Below are 19879 nucleotides of genomic sequence, written 5' to 3'. Positions count from 1 at the left end.
GAGACTGAGCATCACACCGCCCGGGTTCGCAGTCGGGGATTGAGCACGGACTCCAGCGCCCGTCCGCACAGGGTGAACGCCATCACCACGATGACGATGCACAGACCCGGCACGAGGATGTACCACCACGCGCCGGCGGTCGCCGCGCCCCAGTCGTAGGAGCCGCGCAGCATCGTTCCCCACGAGGTCTTGTTGGCACTCACGCCGAGGAACGCCAGTGTCGACTCCGTCACGATCGCGCTCGCCACCTCCAGCGTCGTACTTGCCAATAGCAACGGTGCGACGTTCGGCAGCACGTGCCGGGTGGTGATATGCCAGTGCCCGGCACCGAGTGCGAGTGAGCGTTCGATGTACGGGCGGGCTTCGACGGCCAGCGTCTGCGCACGGATCAGCCGGGCCGTCGACGGCCAGGACGTCACGCCGATCGCGATGATGATCGTCGCCGTCGAGCCACCGAGGATCGCCGCCAGGACAAGCGCGGTGACCAGCGACGGCAGCACCAGGAACCAGTCGGTCACCCGCAGGATCACGGCACCGATCCAGCCGCGGAAATGGCCGGCCGCGATTCCGAGCACGGTTCCGATCACCATGCTCAGCAAGGCCGCCAGGAATCCGATCAGCAGCGAGGTCCGCGCGCCCCACCAGATCATCAACAGCACGGAACGTCCGGACTCGTCGGTTCCGAGCGGATCGCGCAGGCTCGGCGGCGCGAGTTTCGCGCCGGTCCCGCTGACCACGTTCGTGACGCCGGAATCGATGAAAAGCGGCGCGATCAGCGCCAGGACGACGGCGAGCGCCAGCACGACCAATCCGGCAACGCCTGCTCGATGCTTCCGGAAATCCGCCCAGAATCGAGCGGCAGCGCGCCGGCGGCGTACCCAGGTGACGCTGCTCATGCCGACCTCACTCGCGGGTCCAGGAAGTGGTAGACCACGTCCGCCAACGTGTTCATCACGATCACCGACACGGTGATCAGCAGGAACGTTCCTTGCATCAAGGTGAAGTCCGGGACCCGGATCGCCTCGTAGAACAGCTGCCCGAGGCCCGGCCAACTGAAGATCGCCTCCACCGTCACGGCACCACCGACGACGAATCCGATCCGCATGAATACCAACGTCACAGTCGGCAGCAACGCATTGGGTACGGCGTGCTTCCGGCGTATCTCGTCATCGCGGAGCCCCTTCGCGCGGGCCGTCGTGATGTAGTCCTGACCGACCTCGTCCAGCACCGACGACCGCATCACCAGCAGGTACTGCGCATAGACGACGGCAACCAAGGTGAGACACGGCAACACCATGTGCTGCGCGACGTCCAGAACGCCGGCGAACCCGTCCGGCTTGTCGACGCTCGAACTCCCGCGGGTCGGAAAGATGCCCGGAATCGGTCCGATTCCGGCGGCGAACACCATCAGCAGCAACAGGCCGAGCCAGAAAGTCGGCACCGACCACAGCACCAGCGAGACCGCGGTGGACAGCTTGTCGAACCGGCTGCCCGGCTTCCACCCGGCGCGGGCGCCCTGCCAGAGACCGAGGCTCACCGCCAGCACCAGCGCCGTCCCGGTGAGCAGCAGGGTGGACCCGATGCGCTCCCCGATCAGGTCGACGACCGGCCGCTTGTACTCGTAGGAAACGCCGAGGTCGAACTGCAAGGTCTGCTTGACGAAATGCACGAACTGCTCAGGGATCGGCTTGTCCAGTCCGAGCCGCGCACGCTCGAGGTCCAGCTGCTCTGGCGTCATGTTCCGGCCCTGCGCGAGGGCCCGGACCGGATCGCCCGGCAGCAACCGGAACAGGAAGAACGTCGCGACGATCACCATCGCGATACTGAGCAGCGCCCCGCCCGCCTTGGTCGCCGCGTACCGCAGCAAACCGTGGCGGGCCGGGACCTGCTCGACCCCTTCGATCGTCGTCGTCATTCGCGCTCGTCGGCCGCACCACGCCGGCGACGCAGCACGAAGAAGCCCACGACGGCGAGGACAGCGACACCGCCGGCGACTCCGGCGATCACGCCGCTGCTCGTTCCGCCGGCGCTTTCCGCGTTTGCGTCCTTCGACACCGCCTCGACGGTGTAGAACGGCCAGTACCCGGAACCGCCGTACAGCAGGCCCTTGTCCTCCGGAATCGGCGTGATGCTCGCGATCCGGTCCTTGCGGTAGCCCTCGAGGTCGTTCGGGTAGTACAGCGCGATCACCGGAGCGTCGGTGTAGAGCCGTTCCTCCATTTTCTTGATGATTTCCGCACGCTTTCCGCGGTCGAGTTCCTTCTGCTGCTGCAGGTACAGGCTCTCGTACTGCGGATCGCAGTAGAACGACTCGGTTCCGCCACCCTCACCGGTCGCGGTCGGACGCCGGCTGCACAGGTGCGTACCGAGCACTTCCTCCGGGTCCGGGTTCACCGACCAGCCGCTGATCGCGATGTCGAAGAGCGCCGTCGTACCGGTCTCCTCGGTGAACTTGCTCGAGTCCAGCCGCTTGGTGGTCAGCTGGATGCCGATCTCCTTGAACCAGCCCGTCAGGTACTCCGCGAGCTTGTCCTCGATCGGGGTATCGGTGTGGATGCTGAACCGGAACTGGAGTTTCCGCGATCCGTCCGGCATCGTCCGGACCCCGTCCGGGCCCTTCTTGTAGCCGGCGTCGTCGAGGATCTTGTTCGCCTTCGCCAGGTCGAACGAGATCTTCTCGTCGCCGCTCGCCTCCCAGAAATAGTCCTTGTACAGCGGCGGGATGATCGATCCGTCGGCCGCTTTCGCGAGCCCGCCCTGGACCTCGTCGACCAGCTTCTGCTTGTCGATCGCGTAGTGCAGCGCCGTTCGCACCTTCGGGTCCTTCAACGCCGGGTGCCCGTCGCCGATCGGCTTGTTGTCGCTCGTCGTCGCCCCGTGGTTGATCTGCAGGTACGCCGCCCGCCGGCCCTGCGTGTTCCACTGGACGATGTTGTCGTCGCCCTTCAGCGACTCGAAGTCCGGCGGGTTCAGCCGGCCGATCAGGTCGATGTCACCCTTCTTCAGCCCGACGATCGACGCCGCCGGGTTGTCGTAGAAGATCACCTGCAGCTCGTCGACCTTCGGCCGCCCGCGCCAGTAGTCCGGGTTCGCCTCCAACCGGACGTACTGGTCCTTCTTGTGCTCGACCGCGATGTACGGGCCGCTGCCGACGGTCGGGTACGTCTCACCGTCGTACTTCGAGATGTCCTTGACCTTCTCCCAGATGTGCTTCGGCATGATCGGCACCGGGTTGTCGAGCATCGACGCCTGCGGCGTCTTCAGCTTGATGGTCAGCTCCTGGCCGTTCGCCGAGACGCTCTGGAAGTTCGCCACCGCCGGGCCGTTGCCGGTCTTCGCGCCGTCGTCGGTGATCATCTTGTTGAACGTCCAGGCCGCGTCGTCGGCGGTGATCGGCTGACCGTCCGACCACTTCGCCTGGCGGATCTTGAACGTCCAGGTCAGCCCGTCCGGCGACGTCGTCCAGGACTCCGCGAGGTCCGGGCTGGGCTGCAGGGTCTTCGAGTCCGGCACCGTCAGGAAGCCGTAGATCAGCCGCTGGATCGACCCCGTCACCAGCCGCACGGCGAGGAACGGGTTCATCGAGTCCACCGACTGGGTGACCCCGATCTTGATCACCTTCTTCGGCGCCGGATCAGCGGCCGCCGCCGTCCCCGGAACCATCGCCAGCAGACACAACGCCGCCAGCACCGCCAACAGCTTCCTCATGGGCCGCCCCACCTTCCCCAGCCGGTGTTGGTGTTTGAGGAAGAACCCACACCAGCGAGCCCACGGGTGTCAACGAGATACGGAACTTTGTCACATTGAAGTAACCAACTTACGAGCCACACCGGCGCGTCACCGAGTCGTGGCGAGCGGCCTGAGCCCCGGCACCGAGTCGTGGATCTGACGGCGTCTCCCAACCGATCCCCACGACTCGGCGGAAGTCGGCGACGGGCGACGGGGGGCGGCGCTGGGCGGGGGTGGGGAGCGCGCGGGCTGATCGGGGTACGTGGGCAGTTGGGGTTGACTACACGATCGTGTAGTAGTTTGCTTTTGCGTGTAGGAGAGGAGTGGGTGATGGATCGAGCGGTGGATGATCTGACGGCTCGGGCGCGGATTCGGGATGCGGCGATCAGGCTGTTCGGGGAGCGTGGGATCGAGGGTGCGTCGATCCGGGACATCGCGGCCGAGGCAGGGGTGTCGTCAGGTCTGGTGCGGCACCACTTCGGCTCGAAGGAGTCGCTTCGCGAGGCCTGTGACCGGTACGCGAAGGAGCGGATGCTCCAGATCGGCGCGGAGCTGACCCAGGACAACGACCTCACCGGGCTCGATCCGCTGGCGCTGCATCCGGTCGCGTTCCCGCTGCAGCTGTACATCGTCCGTTCGATGATGGACGGCTCGGAAACCGCGACGGCGCTGTTCCTCGAAGGGGTCGACGCGGTCGAGGACTGGACGAAGAGCTTCGGCATCGAGCCGAGGGACCGGCGCGGGTACGCCGCCGCGCTGGCCGCGATCAAGCTCAGCGTGTTCGTGTTCCGCGATCAGGTCTCGAAGGCGCTCGGCGAGGACATCACCACCCCGGCGGGCTACAACCGGATCGGCCAGGCGCTGATGGAGGTCTTCACGATCCCGCTGCTCACGCCCGATCACATCGAGAAGTTCCAGCAACGCTCTGAGGAGAAGTGATCATGCCGGCTGCGATCAGCACGGAAGGTCTGGTCAAACGGTTCGGGCGCACCCACGCCCTGGACGGTCTCGACCTCACGGTGCGAACCGGTGAGGTGCACGGGTTCCTCGGCCCGAACGGTGCCGGGAAGACCACCACCATCCGCATCCTGCTCGGGATGACGCGGGCCGACGCGGGTGTCGCGCGGGTGCTCGACGGCGACCCGTGGTCGGACGCGACGGAGCTGCATCGCCGGCTCGCGTACGTCCCGGGCGACGTGACGTTGTGGCCGAATCTTTCCGGCGGCGAGGCGATCGACCTGCTCGGGCGGATGCGCGGCGGGGTGGACAAGAAGCGCAAGGCCGAGCTGCTCGAACGTTTCGACCTCGACCCGCGGAAGAAGGCCCGCGCGTACTCGAAGGGCAATCGGCAGAAGGTCGCGCTGGTCGCCGCGTTCGCGTCCGATGTCGAGCTGCTGCTGCTCGACGAGCCGACCAGCGGCCTGGACCCGTTGATGGAGGAGGTCTTCCGCGAGGTCGTCCAGGAGGTCAGCGACCGCGAGGGCCGGACGGTGCTGCTGTCCAGCCACATCCTGTCCGAGGTCGAGGCGCTCTGCGACCGGGTGACGATCATCCGGGCCGGCAAGGCCGTCGAGACTGGCACTCTCACCGAGCTCAGGCACTTGACCCGGACCTCGATCCAGGCGGAGCTCGTCGGCCCGATGGACGGTCTCGCGCAGCTGAACGGCGTACACGATCTGCAGGTGGACAACGGCCGGGTGCGGTTCGACGTGGACACCGACGAGATCAACCCGGTACTGCGGCGGTTGACCGAGATCGGCGTACGGAGTCTGGTGAGTCAGCCACCGTCGCTCGAGGAGCTGTTCCTGCGGTTGTACGAACCCGAGGCCGCGCGATGAAAGGCCTCGCGGGGACCGGCGGACTGATCCGGCTGATCCTGCGCCGGGACCGGATCGTGCTGCCGCTGTGGATCGTGCTGCTGGTCGCGATCTCGGCCAGCTACGTGCGCGAGTACGGCGACCTGTTCCCGACGCCGGAGTCCCGGGTCAAGTACGCGAGCAACGCCGGCTTCATCACCTTGTACGGCGAGCTGTCCGGCCCGAGCCTCGGTGAGTTCGTCACCTGGCGGCTCGGCTTCGTCCCGGTGATGGTCGGGCTGATCAGCCTGCTGACCGTGATCCGGCACACCCGGGTCGAGGAGGAGACCGGGCGTCGGGAGTTGCTCGGAGCAACGGTCATCGGGCGGCACGCCCAGCTGGCCGCGGCATTGATCGTGACGCTCGGCGCGAACCTCGTCCTCGGGATCCTGCTCGCGTTCGCGATGCACGGCCAGGATCTGCCGCTGGCAGGATCCGTCGCGATCGGCGTCGTGTACGCCGGTACAGGGTGGTTCTTCGCCGCGGTCGGCGCGGTCGCGGCGCAGTTGTCCGCGAGCGCGGGTACGGCGCGCGGGATCGCGATCGGCGTACTCGGTGGCGCCTACGTACTGCGGGCCGCGGGCGACACCAGCGCGCACACCGACGGGCCGCTCGCCTGGCTGTCGTACCTGTCGCCGATCTCCTGGGCGCAACGGATCCACCCGTATGCCCAGAACCGTTGGTGGCTGGGCATCTTGGTGCTGGCGGCAACGATCCTGCTGGTGGCACTCGCGGCGTGGCTGTCCACGCGCAGGGACATCGGCGGTGGACTGCTGGCCGACCGGCTCGGTCCCGCGGACGGCACGATCGGCTCGCCGCTCGGGCTGGCCTGGCGGCTGCACCGTGGATTGCTCGCGGCGTGGACGGTCGGATTCGCCCTGCTGGGCTTGCTGTTCGGCGGGGTCGCCAAGGGTGTCGGGGACATGATGCGGGACGATCCGAGCATCCAGGAGATGTTCCGGCGAATGGGCGGGGCGGCCGGGTTGATCGACTCGTTCCTGGCCGGTGTGATGACGCTGGTCGGGCTGATCGCTTCGGCGTATGCGGTCCAGGCAACTCTGCGACTGCGGGTCGAGGAAAGCAGCGGGCGGGCCGAGCCGGTGCTGGCAACGGCCACGAGTCGCTGGCAGTGGGCCGCGAGTCATCTCGTCTTCAGCCTGCTGGGTCCGGCGGCCGCGTTGCTCGCGGCAGGCGTCGCGGAGGGGCTTGCGTACGGCATGGCGATCGGCGACGTCGGTGGCCAGGTGCCCCGGTTGGTCGGTGCGGCGCTGGTCCAACTGCCGGCGGTGTGGGTCCTGGCGGCGGTCGCACTCGCGATCTTCGGGTTCTTCCCGCAGGCGTCGATGGCGTCGTGGGCAGGCCCCGCGATCTGCATCCTGATCGGGTTGGTGAGCGCCGGCGTCGCGACAGCCGGCTGGATCCGCAACATCTCGCCGTTCACCCACCTCCCCTCACTCCCAGGAGGCTCCGTCTCAGCAGATCCGCTCATCGTCCTGCTCGCCATCACTGCGGTCGTCGGCTCCGCAGGCCTCCTCGGCCTCCGCCGGCGAGACCTCCCGGCCTGAGCAGGTCAGCGGCGGGCGTTCCGGGACCAGATGAAGCAGTAGCCGCCGAAGGCCGCGATGCCGGCTGCCAGGACGGTCAGGAGGATGGAGCCGAAGGGTTGGTCCTTGATGGTGTGGAGAGCGGTGTCGAGGCCGCCGGCCTTCTGTGGGTCGTAGGCGATGGCGGCCCAGCCGAACAACGCTCCGACGACGAGGAACGCGACGCCCTTCGCGGCGTACCCGATCCGGCCGAGCCCGATCGTCAGGTCGGACACACCACCGGCCAGGTCCTCGGTGAACTTCTTGGTGATCGCCTTGTGCAGTTGGCGTACGCCGATCCCGATGACGACCAGGCCGATCACGACAACGACGACTCGGCCGGCGCCGTGCGCCATCAGACGGCCCGACAGCGTCTGCTGCTGGCTCGTGCTGGAGTTGCCGGAGCCGACGGCGACCCTGATCGCGCTGATGCCGAGGAACAGGTACACCACAGCGCGCCCGATCGACGAGACCTTCTTCTCGGTCTCCAGGTGCCCGTAGACGAGTTCCACCACCCGCCACACCACCAGCGCCAGGAGACCGACAGCACAGACCCAGAGCAGTACGCCGCCCAGCGGCTGGCCCGCGAGCTCACGGAGCGCACCCTGTTGGGACGCTTCCTGTGACGACTTGCCCCACGCGAGTTGCAGTGCGATCCACGCGATCAATAGGTGGACGAGACCGTACGCCATCAACCCGACGGTGATCGCGACGTCGTACGAACGGCTGTGCCTTACTTGCTGGGCGGTGCTCACAATCGATCCGGTGCCCACCACGGAAACGCTCAGGCGGAGACGGGGGCGCTCGCTTCGCGGTCCGCTGCGTCGACGTCGCCGTACTCGCCGTGACGGTGGGCGCGGCGGCCGAGGGTCCAGACGTAGGTGAAGAAGGCCAGTTCGGCGAGGATGCCGATCGTGACGCGGACCGGCGCCGGCAGGAACGGAGTCACGAACGCTTCGATCAGTCCGGTGACGAGCAGGACCGCGGCGAGACCGATGGCCATCCCAACGGTTGCGCGACCGGTCTGGGCGACTGCCTGCATCCGGGTGCGCGGTCCTGGCACGATCCACGACCAGCCCAGGCGCAGTCCGGCCGCAGTCGCGATGAAGACCGCGGTCAGCTCGAGCAGGCCGTGCGGAGTGATCAGACTGAAGAACAGGCCGCCTTTGTCGTTGCTGATCATCAGACCGGCGCTCAGACCCAGGTTGACCGCGTTGTCCCAGAGGATGAAGACGGACGGGATCAAGAGGATACCCAGCGCCAGTACGGCGGCACTAATAGTCGCGTTGTTGATCCAGACGCGGAGCGCGAAGTCCTGCGCCGGGTTCTCCGAGTAGTAGGACTCGAAGTCGTGGTTCACGAGCTGTTTGATCTGGTCCGGTGTGGCGATCGAGTCCAACGTCTCCGGATGCGCCAGCACGCGCCACGCGGTCCACGCGGTGACCAGATAGAACAGCAGCCCGATAGTGACCCACCAGCGCCTGGACGCGTACAGCGCCGCCGGGAACGTCACCAGGAAGTACTTCGAGATGTCGCGCCAGACAGGAGCCTGCGCACCCGTGACCGCACCACGGGCGTCCGCAATCAGACCGGACAGCCGACCGATCGACACCGGGTCCGCACCGGCGGCTCGGAGCGCGGCCAGGTGGGTGCCGACGCGTTGGTAGAGCGTGACGAGCTCCTCCGCCTCCGCGCCGGACAGGCGGCGCTGGCGCCGGGTCAGGTAGGCCAGGCGGTCCCACTGCGGCTGGTGAACCGAGACGTATGCTTCGACGTCCACCGCGGCACCTCCTCCACCCGGATGACTTCCTGCGCTGGCAGACTAGCCGGACCGGGTGTCTACGGAGGAGGGGGGCGACGACATGTCTCAGCTGGTCACCGGTGAGGCGGTCGTCCTCCAGGTGCGGATCGCGCGGATGCCGACGCGGGCGCTGGCCTGTGCGATCGACATCGCGCTGCAGGGCGTCGTACTGGTGGTGCTGATCTCGCTGCTCGCCGGGTTTCTGCTCGGGAGCGAGTCCAGTGAGGCGCTGGCGGTCGCGTTGATCTTCATCGTCGTACTGCTCGTCGTTGTCGGCTACCGCGTGGTGATGGAGACGCTGACCCGCGGGCGCACGGTCGGCAAGATGGTGCTCGGGTTGAAGGTGGTGCGCGACGACGGCAGCTCGATCCGGTTCCGGCACGCGCTGGTCCGGACGCTGATGTGGTTCTTCGTCGACTTCGCCCCGTGGTTCGCAGCCTGCCCGGGGATCGTGGCGAGCCTGATGAACAAGCAGGGCAAGCGGATCGGGGACATGGTCGCCGGTACGGTCGTCATTCGCGAACGGCACCAGCCGATGGCGTCACCGCCGCTGTTCGTCCCTGCCCACCTGGTGCAGTGGGCGCAGTCGCTCGAGCTGTCCCGGCTGTCCGACGAGCTGGCGAACGCGGCCCGCGACTACCTGGCTCGTTACACCGAGCTGCTCCCCGGCGCCCAGATCGCCATCGGCGAGGCGCTCGCGACCCGCGTCGCCGCCGTCACCGCGCCGCCCCCACCGGCCCAGATCATCGCCCCGGCCTTCCTCTCCGCCGTCCTGGCCGAACGCCGCCGCCGCGAACTCCACCGGCTCTCGACGCAACGTCCCCTCCACACCGGTCCCTTCGCTCCAGCGTTCACGCCGTCGGCCCCGTCGCTCGCGCCGTCGTACGCGATCCCCGCTGGGCCCTTCGCCCCACCGAGCCCGTACGGCGTCCTCCCGCCGGCCCCACCCGCGCCGGGCCCGTTCGCCCCGCCCCCGCAGCCGAACTCGCGCCCAGCCATCGTCAACGCACAAGGCTGGGCCGCCCCCGGCAGCAACACCACCCAGTGGTTCTGAAGTAGTTCCAGAGTTCTGACGCAGTTCTTGAGTGGTTCTGACACACGGAACGCCCCGCAGGAATCCTACGGGGCGTTCGCGCTGTGGGGGGCTCAGTAGCGGTAGTGCTCCGCCTTGTACGGGCCCTCGACCGGTACGCCGAGGTACGCCGCCTGCTCCTTGGACAGCTCGGTCAGCTTCACGCCGAGCGCGTCCAGGTGCAGCCGCGCGACCATCTCGTCCAGGTGCTTCGGCAGCACGTAGACGTCGGTCGGGTACTCCGCGGTTTTCACGAACAGCTCGATCTGCGCGAGAACCTGGTTGGTGAAGGAGTTCGACATCACGAACGACGGGTGCCCGGTGGCGTTGCCCAGGTTCAGCAGCCGGCCCTCGGACAGCACGATGATCGTGTGGCCGTCCGGGAACCGGAACTCGTCGACCTGCGGCTTGATGTTGACCCGCTCGATGCCCGGCACCTTGTACAGCCCGGCCATGTCGATCTCGTTGTCGAAGTGGCCGATGTTGCCGACGATCGCCTGGTGCTTCATCGCCGCCATGTGGTCGGCGGTGATGACGTCCTTGTTGCCGGTGGTGGTGACGAAGATGTCGGCGATCCCGACCACGTCGTCGACGGTCGAGACCTGGTAGCCGTCCATCGCCGCCTGCAGCGCGCAGATCGGGTCGATCTCGGTGACGATCACCCGGGCGCCCTGGCCGCGCAGCGACTCCGCACAGCCCTTGCCGACGTCGCCGTACCCGCAGACGACCGCGACCTTGCCGCCGATCAGTACGTCGGTGGCGCGGTTGATGCCGTCGATCAGCGAGTGCCGGCAGCCGTACTTGTTGTCGAACTTCGACTTGGTCACCGAGTCGTTCACGTTGATCGCCGGGAACAGCAGCGCGCCGGCCTTGTGCATCTCGTACAGCCGGTGCACGCCGGTGGTGGTCTCCTCGGTGACACCCTTGATGCCCTGGCCGATCGTCGTCCACTTGTCCTTGGACTCCGACAGCGAGCGGGTCAGCAGCTTGAGGACGACGCCGTACTCCTCGGAGTCCGCGGTCGACGGGTCCGGGACGGCGCCGGCCTTCTCGAACTCGGTGCCCTTGTGGACGAGCATCGTCGCGTCGCCACCGTCGTCGAGGATCATGTTGGGGCCTTCACCGCCCGGCCAGGTGAGCGCCTGCTCGGTGCACCACCAGTACTCCTCCAGGGTCTCGCCCTTCCAGGCGAAGACCGGGACACCGGCGGGAGCGTCGGCCGTCCCCGAGCCGACAACGACCGCGGCGGCCGCGTGGTCCTGGGTGGAGAAGATGTTGCAGGACACCCAGCGCACCTCGGCCCCGAGCGCCACCAGGGTCTCGATCAGCACCGCGGTCTGGATGGTCATGTGCAGCGAGCCCATGATCCGCGCACCGGACAGCGGCTTGCTGTCGCCGTACTGCGCGCGCATCGCCATCAGGCCGGGCATCTCGTGTTCGGCCAGCCGGATCTCCTTGCGCCCGAACTCGGCCAGGCCGAGATCCGCCACCTTGTAGTCGAAGGTCATGCCGCTCCCCTGCTGAAGACTGTGGTTACTACCTGCCCGAGCCTAGAGGGCCGAGCCACGCGGTTTGATCGCTCCAGGCGCGAAATTGACACCGGAATGTCAGGATTGATGCTATGCGCATCACCGAGGCCGCTCGTCAGTTGGGTACCACTCCGCGCATGCTGCGCTACCGGGAGGCACTCGGGCTGCTGCCGCGGTCCCGCTCGGAGCACACCGCGCAACGCCAGTACGACGACCGCGACCTGGCCGCCGTACAACTCGCACTCGACCTCGAACGCCGGTACGACGTGACGCCGGCCGCGCTCGCCTTCGCGCTGCGGGCGCTGGCCGAACCGTCGGTGGCGGCCGACATCAGGAACCTCGGCTACCGCACGGGCCGCCTGACCGCACCCCCCACCCAAGCCCAGATCGACCGCGACCGCGCGCTCCGCTGGCTTGGCCGCTCCGGCGTACTCCCCCCAAAACCTCGCTGACTCCCCCGCCCCCGCCATTTGAGTGGTTAACCGTCGGCGTTGCCCGTTCACCCGCTGCATGCGAGGCACCAACGGCCGACTTGCGGGGTTCACCACTCAAATGTCCCGAGCCGCGGTGGGGCAGCCAGTGCCGCGGTGGGTTAGTGGGACGGGGCTTCAGGTACGGCGGGGCGGTCTTCGCGGACGTAGTTCTCGACGTAGATGTCGGGCTCGAGGTAGATGTGCTGGCTCATCGGCTCCGCCTCGCGGATCGCGTGCTCGGCGGCGTTGATGGTCTGGGCGACCACGGCGGCGTCCGAGGTGGGCTCGACGGCCAGCTTGGCGGCGACCAGCACCTCCTCGGGGCCGAGGTGCAGCGTGCGGATGTGGATCAGCCGCTGCACACCGGGGGTGTTCTCGATCGCGGCGACGATCCGCTGCTGGGACTCCCGGGTCGCGGACTCGCCGAGCAGCAGCGACTTCATCTCGATCGCCAGGAAGATCGCCACGCAGACCAGCAGCGCGCCGATCGCCATCGAGCCCAGGCCGTCGAACACACCGTTGCCAGTGGCAAGCGTGAGGACGACGCCGAGCAGCGCCAGCACCAGGCCGGTGAGCGCCGCGAAGTCCTCGAGCAGGATCACCGGCAGCTCCGGCGCCCGCGCGTTCCGCACGAAGCGCACCCAGGACACGGTCCCGCGCACCTTGTTCGCCTCGACGATCGCCGTCCGGAACGAGAAGCCCTCCATCAGGATCGCGATCAGCAGCACCGCGACCGGGACCCACTTCCAGCTGTCGATCCCGTGCGGGTCGTGCACCTTGTGGTAGCCCTCGTACAGCGCGAACAGACCACCCACGCTGAACAGCACGATCGACACGATGAACGAGTAGACATACCGCTCCCGGCCGAACCCGAACTGGTGCAGCTCGTCGGCCTCGCGCTTGGCGCGCTGCCCACCGACCAGCAACAGCACCTGGTTGCCGGCGTCGGCGAGTGAGTGGATCGCCTCCGCGAGCATCGACGCCGACTGGGTCAGAGCCCAGGCGGCGAACTTCGTGATCGCGATCCCGGTGTTCGCCAGCAAAGCCGCGACAACGGCCTTGTTCCCGCCACCAGCCATGGTTGTTCAGGTCCTCCGGAAGAAATGGTGCCGTGGAATCAGCGTGCGGACACGACGAACGCCGTGCCGGAACCACGCAAGATACAGGGTCCGTCGGGTCCCGCGGCGAACGCGGACTGCCCTGCGGACAACTTCACGGCAGATTCTTTGCCGACGGCATCGACAGACCCGTCGACACAACAGACGATCCGCGGCCCGACGCCCTCGACAGTGCGCTCGTCAGGGCGCTCGCCGTCCACCAGATCGACACGGTGAATCGCGAAGTACTCACACCCCGTGTCGTACGTCGACACGCCGTCGCCGGCCGCGGTCGCGGTCAGTACCGGGTCGGCGAGCGGCTCGAAGTCGACCACCGACACCAGCTCCGGTACGTCGACGTACTTGCTCGTCAGTCCACCACGCAGCACGTTGTCCGAGTTCGCCATCACCTCGAACCCGAGCCCGCGGATGTACGCGTGCACGTTCCCGGCCGGCAGGTACACCGCGTCGAACCGCTGCAGGCGGACCCGGTTCAGCAACAGGGCCGCGAGGACGCCTGGGTCGTCCGGGAAGTCCGCGCACAGCTTCGACAGCGTCTCCCGCTCCAGCTCGAACGCCTCTCCGGCGTACTGCGCCAGGGCCTCGCCGAGCGCGCCGACCAGCGGACGGATGGTGTCCCGGTCGGTGCTCATGAAGCCGGTGAACGCCTCCTGGAGCTTGCCGTCCCGGAGCTGGTTCGTGAGCTCGTCGAAGCCCACCGGAGCGAGCGCCTCGAGCAGCGCGACGGTCGCCTCGAGCGGACGGAACCCGACCAGCGCGTCGAACGGCTCGAGCGCGATCAGGATCTCCGGCTTCGGCCAGGCGTCCTTGTAGTTCCGGTCCGCGGCGTCGCGGGGAATCCCGGCCGCCTCGTCCCGCGCGTACCCGTCGATCGCCTGCTCCCGGGAAGGGTGCGCCTGGATCGACAACGGCTGCGCGGCTGCCAGCAGCTTCGCGAGGAACGGGAACCGGCCCTCGAAGCGCTCGGTCGTCTCCTCCCCCAGCACCGCGGCCGGGTCGGCGGACACTGCGTCGTACAGGGTGTCGCCGTTCGGCAGCACCGACGGGGCGGACTCGTGCGCACCCATCCACATCTCGGCCTGCGGCTTGCCGTCCGGCTCGACGCCGAGCAACTCGGGCAGCGCCGTCGGCGAACCCCAGGCGTAGTCACGGATGGTGTTCTGCAGCGGAACTACCACGCGATGTCCTCCGACGGATTCCTCGACTCGACCGGATCGTCCACGGTCGGCATCCCGTGCCGGCCGAGGCCGATCCCGAGGTACGCCGCGGCGTACCGGCCCTGCTGGGTCAGAGCGGCGTACCGCGCGACGTCCGTGCCGTCGGCCTGCCTGATCGTGTGCACGCGGACGTCGTGCGCCTCCGCCTTGGACTCCAGTTTGCGGCGGTGCTCGGCGACACCGGCCTCTTCGATCCCGTCGTCCAGGATGATCAGCGCCGGCCTCAGCTCCGCCGGCTTGTCGAACGGGTCCGCGAACAGATCCCGTGGCGGCTGGTTGAGCACTGGAAGCAGGTGGCCCGCATCAGCGGCCAGCGCCGGCCGGCCACTGGCCAGCCGCAGTGCCTCGACCACGCGGCGAGCCGCGCGCGCGGCCAGCACCGAGCCACCCCAGACGAGCGGCAACGCGTCCGCCAGCACCAGCGCGAGCTCCTTCGCCGGGTTGGACGACACGTCGTTGTTGGGCGAGCACTCGATCGCGACGTCGTCCAGCAACGACGCCACAGCCTTGTGGTCCACCTCGGGGCCAAGCTCCATCTGGTGCAGCGCCTGCAGCACGGCGACGGCGGCGGCCAGCTGGTCGTCGGACTGGGACGGCAGCCGGATCGCATGCCGCAGACCGGCCGACGCGATCGCCACCGCGGAGTCCTCCGGCGCCGCCACCATCAAGCCGCAACCCCGGCGTACCGCTTCGCCCGCGGCCGAGACCGCGTCCGTGTCCTCGGCGGCACCACCGAGGACGATCACCAGGTCCAGCGGCCCGGCCCAGCCGGGCAGGCCTGGACCGGGCCAAGCCAGGAACGGCACCGGGCAGACCGGCTCCAGGACGGCCCGGACGAGCCGGGCGTCCCGTCCGGCCGCGACCACGGCCCGCGGCCGGAAGCCGTCGGACTCCAGCGCGGACAGCACGTCCGCGGATGCTTCCAGCTCTGCCCGGATCCGGGCACCGGCCATGGCCAGCCGGCGCAGCAGGCCGTCTGCCACCTCGAGGGCGGCCGGGTCGTCCAGCCGGGTGTCGTCGAAGAAGGTCATCAGGAGTCCGTCGAGGCCGGTTCCCTGGTGTCCCGGGCCTCGTCGATCAGCAGCACCGGGATCTCGTCACGCACCGGGTACGCCAGCGCGCAGCCGGCGTTGGTGCAGATCAGCTCGTTCGCCTCGTCGTCCACGCGGAACTCCGAGCGGCACTTCGGGCAGACCAGGATGCTCAGCAGGTCCGGGTCCAGATTGACTGCCATTCAGTTCTCCTCCACCGATGCGCCGTTGATCAGGGCCAGTACTTCGTCACGGACGCGCTCCATCGTGGCCAGGTCGGCCGCTTCGACGTTCAGCCGGAGCAGCGGTTCCGTGTTCGACGCACGGACGTTGAACCACCACTGTCCCGCCGACACTGTCAACCCGTCCAGATGGTCGACGGTCACGCCGCCGTCCGCACCGCCGCCAGAATACGTATCCTCGATCGCCGCGACGGTCGCCGCCTGGTCGTCGACGGTGCTGTTGATCTCGCCGGACGCGACGTACCGCTCGAACTCCGCGAACAGCTCGCTGGCCGGCCGGTCCTGACCGCCGAGCGCGGCCAGCACGTGCAGCGCGGCGAGCATGCCGGTGTCGGCGCGCCAGAAGTCGCGGAAGTAGTAGTGGGCCGAGTGCTCGCCGCCGAACACCGCGTCGGTCTCGGCCATCTTCTGCTTGATGTACGAGTGCCCGACGCGCGAGCGGACCGGCGTACCGCCGTGCTCGGTGATCAGCTCGGGGACGGCCTTCGAGGTGATCAGGTTGTGGATCACGGCCGAGCCCGGGTGCTTGGCGAGCTCGCGGACCGCGACCGCACCGGTGATCGCGCTCGGCGAGATCGGGTCACCCTTCTCGTCCACCACGAAGCAGCGGTCGGCGTCGCCGTCGAAGGCCAGGCCGAGATCGGCGCCGGTCTCGCGGACCTTCGCCTGCAGGTCGACGAGGTTCTTCGGGTCCAGCGGGTTGGCCTCGTGGTTCGGGAAGTTGCCGTCCAGTTCGAAGTACATCGGGATGATCGTCACCGGGCCGTCGGCGAAGACCGCCGGGACGGTGTGACCGCCCATGCCGTTGCCGGCGTCGACGACGACGGTCAGCGGGCGGATGCCGGACAGGTCGACCAGGTCGTGCAGGTGGTCCGCGTACGCCGTCAGCAGGTCCTTGTGAGTGACATGCCCGCGGGCGGGACCACTCTCCGCGTTCTCGGCCAGGGCCTTGGCGACCAGGTCGGCGATGTCCCGCAGACCCGAGTCGGAGCCGACCGGCGCGGCGCCGGCGCGGCAGAGCTTGATGCCGTTGTACTTCGCCGGGTTGTGGCTCGCGGTGAACATCGCTCCCGGGAGATCGAGCCGGCCGGACGCGAAGTACAGCTGGTCGGTGGAGGCCAGGCCGATGTCGATCACGTCGGCGCCGGTGCTGGTCACCCCCTCGGCGAACGCTGCCGCCAGCGCCGGGCTGGACGGCCGCATGTCGTACCCGACCACGACCGCACCGGGTCCACCGAGCACGTCCAGCACCTCGACGAGCGCGGCCCCGGTCGCCCGGGCCACCGACTCGTCCAGCTGGTCAGGCACGACCCCCCGCACGTCGTACGCCTTGAAGATCGCCGCAACGTCAACCATGCGTGGACCCTATCCGGCCCACCCCACAACACCCACTCAACCCCGGTGAATGTCGTGGCGTGGGCCGCCGGGTTCAGGCCTTCTCGAACCAGCCGATGTCCTTGCGGTGGTGCACCGTGGGGAGCTGGCGGGGGCTGCTGGGAGCGGCCCACTTGGTGGCGTTGGCCAGGATCTGCTGGATCTCTGGCTGGTGGTACGTCGGGTACTCCTGGTCACCGGGGCGGAAGTAGAAGACCCGGCCCTGGCCGCGGCGGTAGCAGCAGCCGGAGCGGAACACCTCGCCGCCGGTGAACGAGCTGACGAACACCAGCTCGTCGGGCTGCGGGATGTCGAACAGCTCGCCGTACATCTCCTCGCGCTCGATCACCAGCGGGTGCGGGATGCCCTGCGCGATCGGGTGCCCGGCGGCGACCGTCCAGATCAGCTCGCGGTCGTTCTCTGCCCGCCAGTCCAGCGAACACGTCGTACCCATCAGCCGGATGAAGATCTTGCTGAAGTGCGCCGAGTGCAGCGCGATCAGACCCATCCCGGACAGTACGTGCTGCTGGACCCGGTCGACGATCGCGTCGTCGACGTCGCCGTGCGCCGCGTGACCCCACCAGGTGAGTACGTCGGTGTCGGCGAGCACCTCCTCGGTCAGACCGTGCTCGTCCTGCTGCAGCCACGCCGTCCGGACGACGACGTCCTGACCGAGCTTCTCGCGCAGCGCCGCCGCGATCGTCTCGTGCATGGTGTCCGGGTAGACCTTGCGCACCGACTCGTCGCGGCCCTCGTGGACGTTCTCGCCCCAGACGGTGACGCGGATCGGACCGTTCGACTCAGCCATGGAGTACCACCTCTCGGCCCGCCTTCGCGGAGGCGTAGCACGCGTCGATGACTTCGGTCCGCAGCAGTGCCTCGGACCCGTTCTGGCCTTCCCACTCGCCACTGCGGACGATCCGGACGAACTCCCGGACCACCGCGCGGTGGCCGAGCCCGGCGCCGGTCGCCGGCTTCACCTCGGCCGGGATGCCCGCCACGTCGGTGAAGATCCGCAGCGTGTCCACGGTGGTGTAGTTCTGCACCTCGATCTTGGCGCCGCCCTCGGTCCCGAACAGCTCGATCCCGAAGTTGTCGCCCGGCGCCCGGTACGTCGCCCAGCTGGTCTCCAGCTGCAGCGCGCCGCCACCCTTCAGCCGCAGGTACGCCGTCGCCAGGTCCTCGACCTCGAACTTCGAGCCGAGCGTGTCGACGGTCGGACGGTCCGGGCTGCTCGAGCTGCCCTTGCCCTGCGGACCGAGCTCGGCGAAGGTGTCGGCGGACACCGTGCTGACCTGCGGCTCGCCCAGCAGGTGCAGCGCCAGGTCGAGGATGTGGACGCCGAGGTCGATCAGCGGACCGCCACCGGACAGCTCCCGGTTGGTGAACCAGCCACCCATGCCCGGGATGCCGTTGCGGCGCATCCAGTGCGCCTTCGCGTAGTAGATCCGGCCGAGCTGGCCCTCGTCGATCTGGTGCTTGAGCGCCGCGACGTCGCCGCGCTCGCGGTGATTGAAGACGACCTTCAGCACCCGGCCGGCCTTCTTCGAGGCCTCGACCATCGCGGTGCCCTCGGCGACCGTCCGGGCCAGCGGCTTCTCGGACAGGACGTGCAGACCCTTCTCGAGCGCCTTCAGCGCGATCGGGGCGTGCAGCTGCGTCGGCGTACCGATGCTGACTGCCTCCAGTCCCGGCGTCTCGAGCAGGTCTTCCCACTTCTCGTACAGATGCGGTACGCCGTGCTTCTCGCCGAGGCTGGTCAGCGTGTCCTTCTCCAGGCCCGCCAGCGCGATCACCTCGACGTCCGGCAGCTCGGAGAACGCCTCCAGCGCCGTCCGACCGGCGAATCCCAGGCCGACCACACCGACCCGCAGTTTTTGATCGTTCACAGACACGATCCTCTCCCGATGACAACGAAGGTCACAAACCTGAATCCACACTACGGAACACGTTCCAACAGGCGCGAGAGGGATGGGCCTGTCGTGGGGAGAGTCACTCCTCGTCGGTGTCGAACTCCGGGTCGATCTGCTCGGGTGACAACGCGAGGACGTCGGCCAGTTCGAGCACCAGTGCGGAGCGGACCAGCCAGGCCAGGCTCGTCCCGGACCGCTCGGCGCGGAGCTCGATCGGCCGCCGGAAGACGACGATCCGGTACGGCTCGTGGGAGGTGCCGCCGGTCGCGTGGGTGAGCGGGATCTCGGTCGCGTCGAGGTCCAGGTTCGGCACGTCCTCGATCGCGAACTCGACCCGCGCCACCACCTGCGGGAGCCGCTTCTCGAGCCGGGTCACCTCGATCGCGACCACCTCGTCGAACTGCGCCGCGAGCGATCTCTGCAGCGGCAGACCCCGCGGCGCGAACTTGCTCGGCCGGCTGATCGGGCCGAGCATGCCGCGGCCGTGGCGGTCGATGTGCCTGCGATGACGGCGAGCCTCGGTCACGCGCTCAGCCTAGTGGGGGTAACGTCTGCCCGTGAGCATCGCCAGGATTTGTTCGCGCGCCGGATGTCAGAAGACGGCGGTGTCGACGCTCACCTACGTCTATGCCGACTCAACCTGTGTCCTCGGCCCATTGGCGACATACGCCGAACCGCACTGCTACGACCTGTGCGCGGACCACGCCGACCGGTTGACCGCTCCGAACGGCTGGGAGGTCATCCGGCTCGCTCCGGACCCGGCAGCCGCCGGTCCGTCCTCGGACGACCTGGAGGCCCTGGCGAACGCGGTCCGCGAGGCTGCACGTCCGCTGCCGCCGCGTGAGCCCCGCTCCGGCGCCCCGGGCGCGCCGGTCGAGATAGCGCGCCGAGGCCACCTCCGGATGCTGCAGGACCCCGGCGCCAACTCCTCCGAAGGCTGA

20 protein-coding genes are annotated in these 19879 nt (G+C 68.5%); 6 read left to right on the top strand and 14 right to left on the bottom strand.

Annotated elements, in window-relative coordinates:
- Positions 1-11: 11 nt before the first annotated feature.
- The 3 genes from ACFYRH_RS31120 to ACFYRH_RS31110 are packed head-to-tail and all read right to left on the bottom strand — an operon-like array spanning position 12 to position 3708.
- Positions 12-896: an ABC transporter permease gene (locus ACFYRH_RS31120; protein WP_387782785.1), complete on the bottom strand. Its 885-nt coding sequence runs from the start codon at positions 894-896 to the stop codon at positions 12-14.
- Complete coding sequence (locus tag ACFYRH_RS31115) at positions 893-1915, bottom strand: ABC transporter permease (protein WP_387782783.1); 1023 nt, start codon at positions 1913-1915, stop codon at positions 893-895. Before ACFYRH_RS31115 ends, ACFYRH_RS31120 begins: the two co-directional genes overlap by 4 nt.
- Positions 1912-3708 (bottom strand): ABC transporter substrate-binding protein, encoded by a 1797-nt coding sequence (locus ACFYRH_RS31110; RefSeq protein WP_387782781.1) that lies wholly within the window; start codon positions 3706-3708, stop codon positions 1912-1914. Before ACFYRH_RS31110 ends, ACFYRH_RS31115 begins: the two co-directional genes overlap by 4 nt.
- A gap of 351 nt (positions 3709-4059) precedes the next feature.
- On the opposite strand from ACFYRH_RS31110, the gene ACFYRH_RS31105 reads away from it, so the two are divergent.
- Genes ACFYRH_RS31105 through ACFYRH_RS31095 form a run of 3 tightly spaced genes read left to right on the top strand, consistent with a single transcriptional unit; the run spans position 4060 to position 7150 of the window.
- Positions 4060-4668, top strand: coding sequence for a TetR/AcrR family transcriptional regulator (locus ACFYRH_RS31105; protein ID WP_387782779.1), 609 nt, complete (start codon positions 4060-4062; stop codon positions 4666-4668).
- Between the two features lie 2 nt (positions 4669-4670).
- Positions 4671-5567: an ATP-binding cassette domain-containing protein gene (locus ACFYRH_RS31100; RefSeq protein ID WP_387782777.1), complete on the top strand. Its 897-nt coding sequence runs from the start codon at positions 4671-4673 to the stop codon at positions 5565-5567.
- Complete coding sequence (locus ACFYRH_RS31095) at positions 5564-7150, top strand: ABC transporter permease (protein WP_387782775.1); 1587 nt, start codon at positions 5564-5566, stop codon at positions 7148-7150. Before ACFYRH_RS31100 ends, ACFYRH_RS31095 begins: the two co-directional genes overlap by 4 nt.
- A gap of 5 nt (positions 7151-7155) precedes the next feature.
- Here ACFYRH_RS31095 and ACFYRH_RS31090 read toward each other — a convergent pair whose 3' ends face one another.
- On the bottom strand, positions 7156-7923 hold the full coding sequence (locus tag ACFYRH_RS31090; RefSeq protein ID WP_387782773.1) for a DUF1206 domain-containing protein: 768 nt from the start codon (positions 7921-7923) through the stop codon (positions 7156-7158).
- Positions 7924-7952: 29 nt separating this feature from the next.
- Entirely contained in the window at positions 7953-8948 is a 996-nt protein-coding gene (locus ACFYRH_RS31085; RefSeq protein ID WP_387782771.1) for a stage II sporulation protein M, read from the bottom strand.
- An 82-nt stretch (positions 8949-9030) separates the two neighbouring features.
- Between ACFYRH_RS31085 and ACFYRH_RS31080 the strand changes: the two genes are divergently transcribed.
- Positions 9031-10023 (top strand): RDD family protein, encoded by a 993-nt coding sequence (locus ACFYRH_RS31080; protein WP_387782769.1) that lies wholly within the window; start codon positions 9031-9033, stop codon positions 10021-10023.
- 92 nt (positions 10024-10115) lie between these two features.
- On the opposite strand, the gene ahcY is transcribed toward ACFYRH_RS31080, so the two are convergent.
- Positions 10116-11549: an adenosylhomocysteinase gene (ahcY, locus tag ACFYRH_RS31075; protein ID WP_387782767.1), complete on the bottom strand. Its 1434-nt coding sequence runs from the start codon at positions 11547-11549 to the stop codon at positions 10116-10118.
- Between the two features lie 113 nt (positions 11550-11662).
- Between ahcY and ACFYRH_RS31070 the strand changes: the two genes are divergently transcribed.
- Positions 11663-12022 carry a MerR family transcriptional regulator gene (locus tag ACFYRH_RS31070; protein ID WP_350848619.1) on the top strand — a complete coding sequence of 120 codons (360 nt, stop codon included), beginning with the start codon at positions 11663-11665 and terminating at the stop codon, positions 12020-12022.
- 140 nt (positions 12023-12162) lie between these two features.
- On the opposite strand, the gene ACFYRH_RS31065 is transcribed toward ACFYRH_RS31070, so the two are convergent.
- The 8 genes from ACFYRH_RS31065 to ACFYRH_RS31030 all read right to left on the bottom strand — a co-directional run bounded on the left by ACFYRH_RS31065 (position 12163) and on the right by ACFYRH_RS31030 (position 19464).
- The gene (locus ACFYRH_RS31065; protein WP_387782765.1) at positions 12163-13122 is read right to left on the bottom strand and encodes a cation diffusion facilitator family transporter; all 960 of its coding nucleotides are present in this window, start codon (positions 13120-13122) and stop codon (positions 12163-12165) included.
- Positions 13123-13160: 38 nt separating this feature from the next.
- Entirely contained in the window at positions 13161-14339 is a 1179-nt protein-coding gene (gene manA, locus ACFYRH_RS31060) for a mannose-6-phosphate isomerase, class I (protein ID WP_387782763.1), read from the bottom strand.
- Positions 14333-15409 (bottom strand): SIS domain-containing protein, encoded by a 1077-nt coding sequence (locus ACFYRH_RS31055; RefSeq protein ID WP_387782761.1) that lies wholly within the window; start codon positions 15407-15409, stop codon positions 14333-14335. Before ACFYRH_RS31055 ends, manA begins: the two co-directional genes overlap by 7 nt.
- Complete coding sequence (locus tag ACFYRH_RS31050; protein WP_387782759.1) at positions 15409-15612, bottom strand: Trm112 family protein; 204 nt, start codon at positions 15610-15612, stop codon at positions 15409-15411. Before ACFYRH_RS31050 ends, ACFYRH_RS31055 begins: the two co-directional genes overlap by 1 nt.
- Entirely contained in the window at positions 15613-17007 is a 1395-nt protein-coding gene (locus ACFYRH_RS31045) for a phosphomannomutase/phosphoglucomutase (protein WP_387782757.1), read from the bottom strand.
- Between the two features lie 73 nt (positions 17008-17080).
- Positions 17081-17833 carry a ThuA domain-containing protein gene (locus ACFYRH_RS31040; RefSeq protein WP_387782755.1) on the bottom strand — a complete coding sequence of 251 codons (753 nt, stop codon included), beginning with the start codon at positions 17831-17833 and terminating at the stop codon, positions 17081-17083.
- Positions 17826-18914, bottom strand: coding sequence for a Gfo/Idh/MocA family protein (locus tag ACFYRH_RS31035; RefSeq protein WP_387782753.1), 1089 nt, complete (start codon positions 18912-18914; stop codon positions 17826-17828). Before ACFYRH_RS31035 ends, ACFYRH_RS31040 begins: the two co-directional genes overlap by 8 nt.
- A 103-nt stretch (positions 18915-19017) precedes the next feature.
- Positions 19018-19464 (bottom strand): metallopeptidase family protein, encoded by a 447-nt coding sequence (locus ACFYRH_RS31030; protein ID WP_387782751.1) that lies wholly within the window; start codon positions 19462-19464, stop codon positions 19018-19020.
- Between the two features lie 31 nt (positions 19465-19495).
- Between ACFYRH_RS31030 and ACFYRH_RS31025 the strand changes: the two genes are divergently transcribed.
- Positions 19496-19879 (top strand): DUF3499 domain-containing protein, encoded by a 384-nt coding sequence (locus ACFYRH_RS31025; protein ID WP_387782749.1) that lies wholly within the window; start codon positions 19496-19498, stop codon positions 19877-19879.

The organism is Kribbella sp. NPDC004875 (assembly GCF_042873375.1).
Lineage (GTDB): Bacteria > Actinomycetota > Actinomycetes > Propionibacteriales > Kribbellaceae > Kribbella.
The sequence above is the reverse complement of the archived record's forward strand: the minus strand, read 5'-3'. Positions and strand labels throughout refer to the sequence as shown.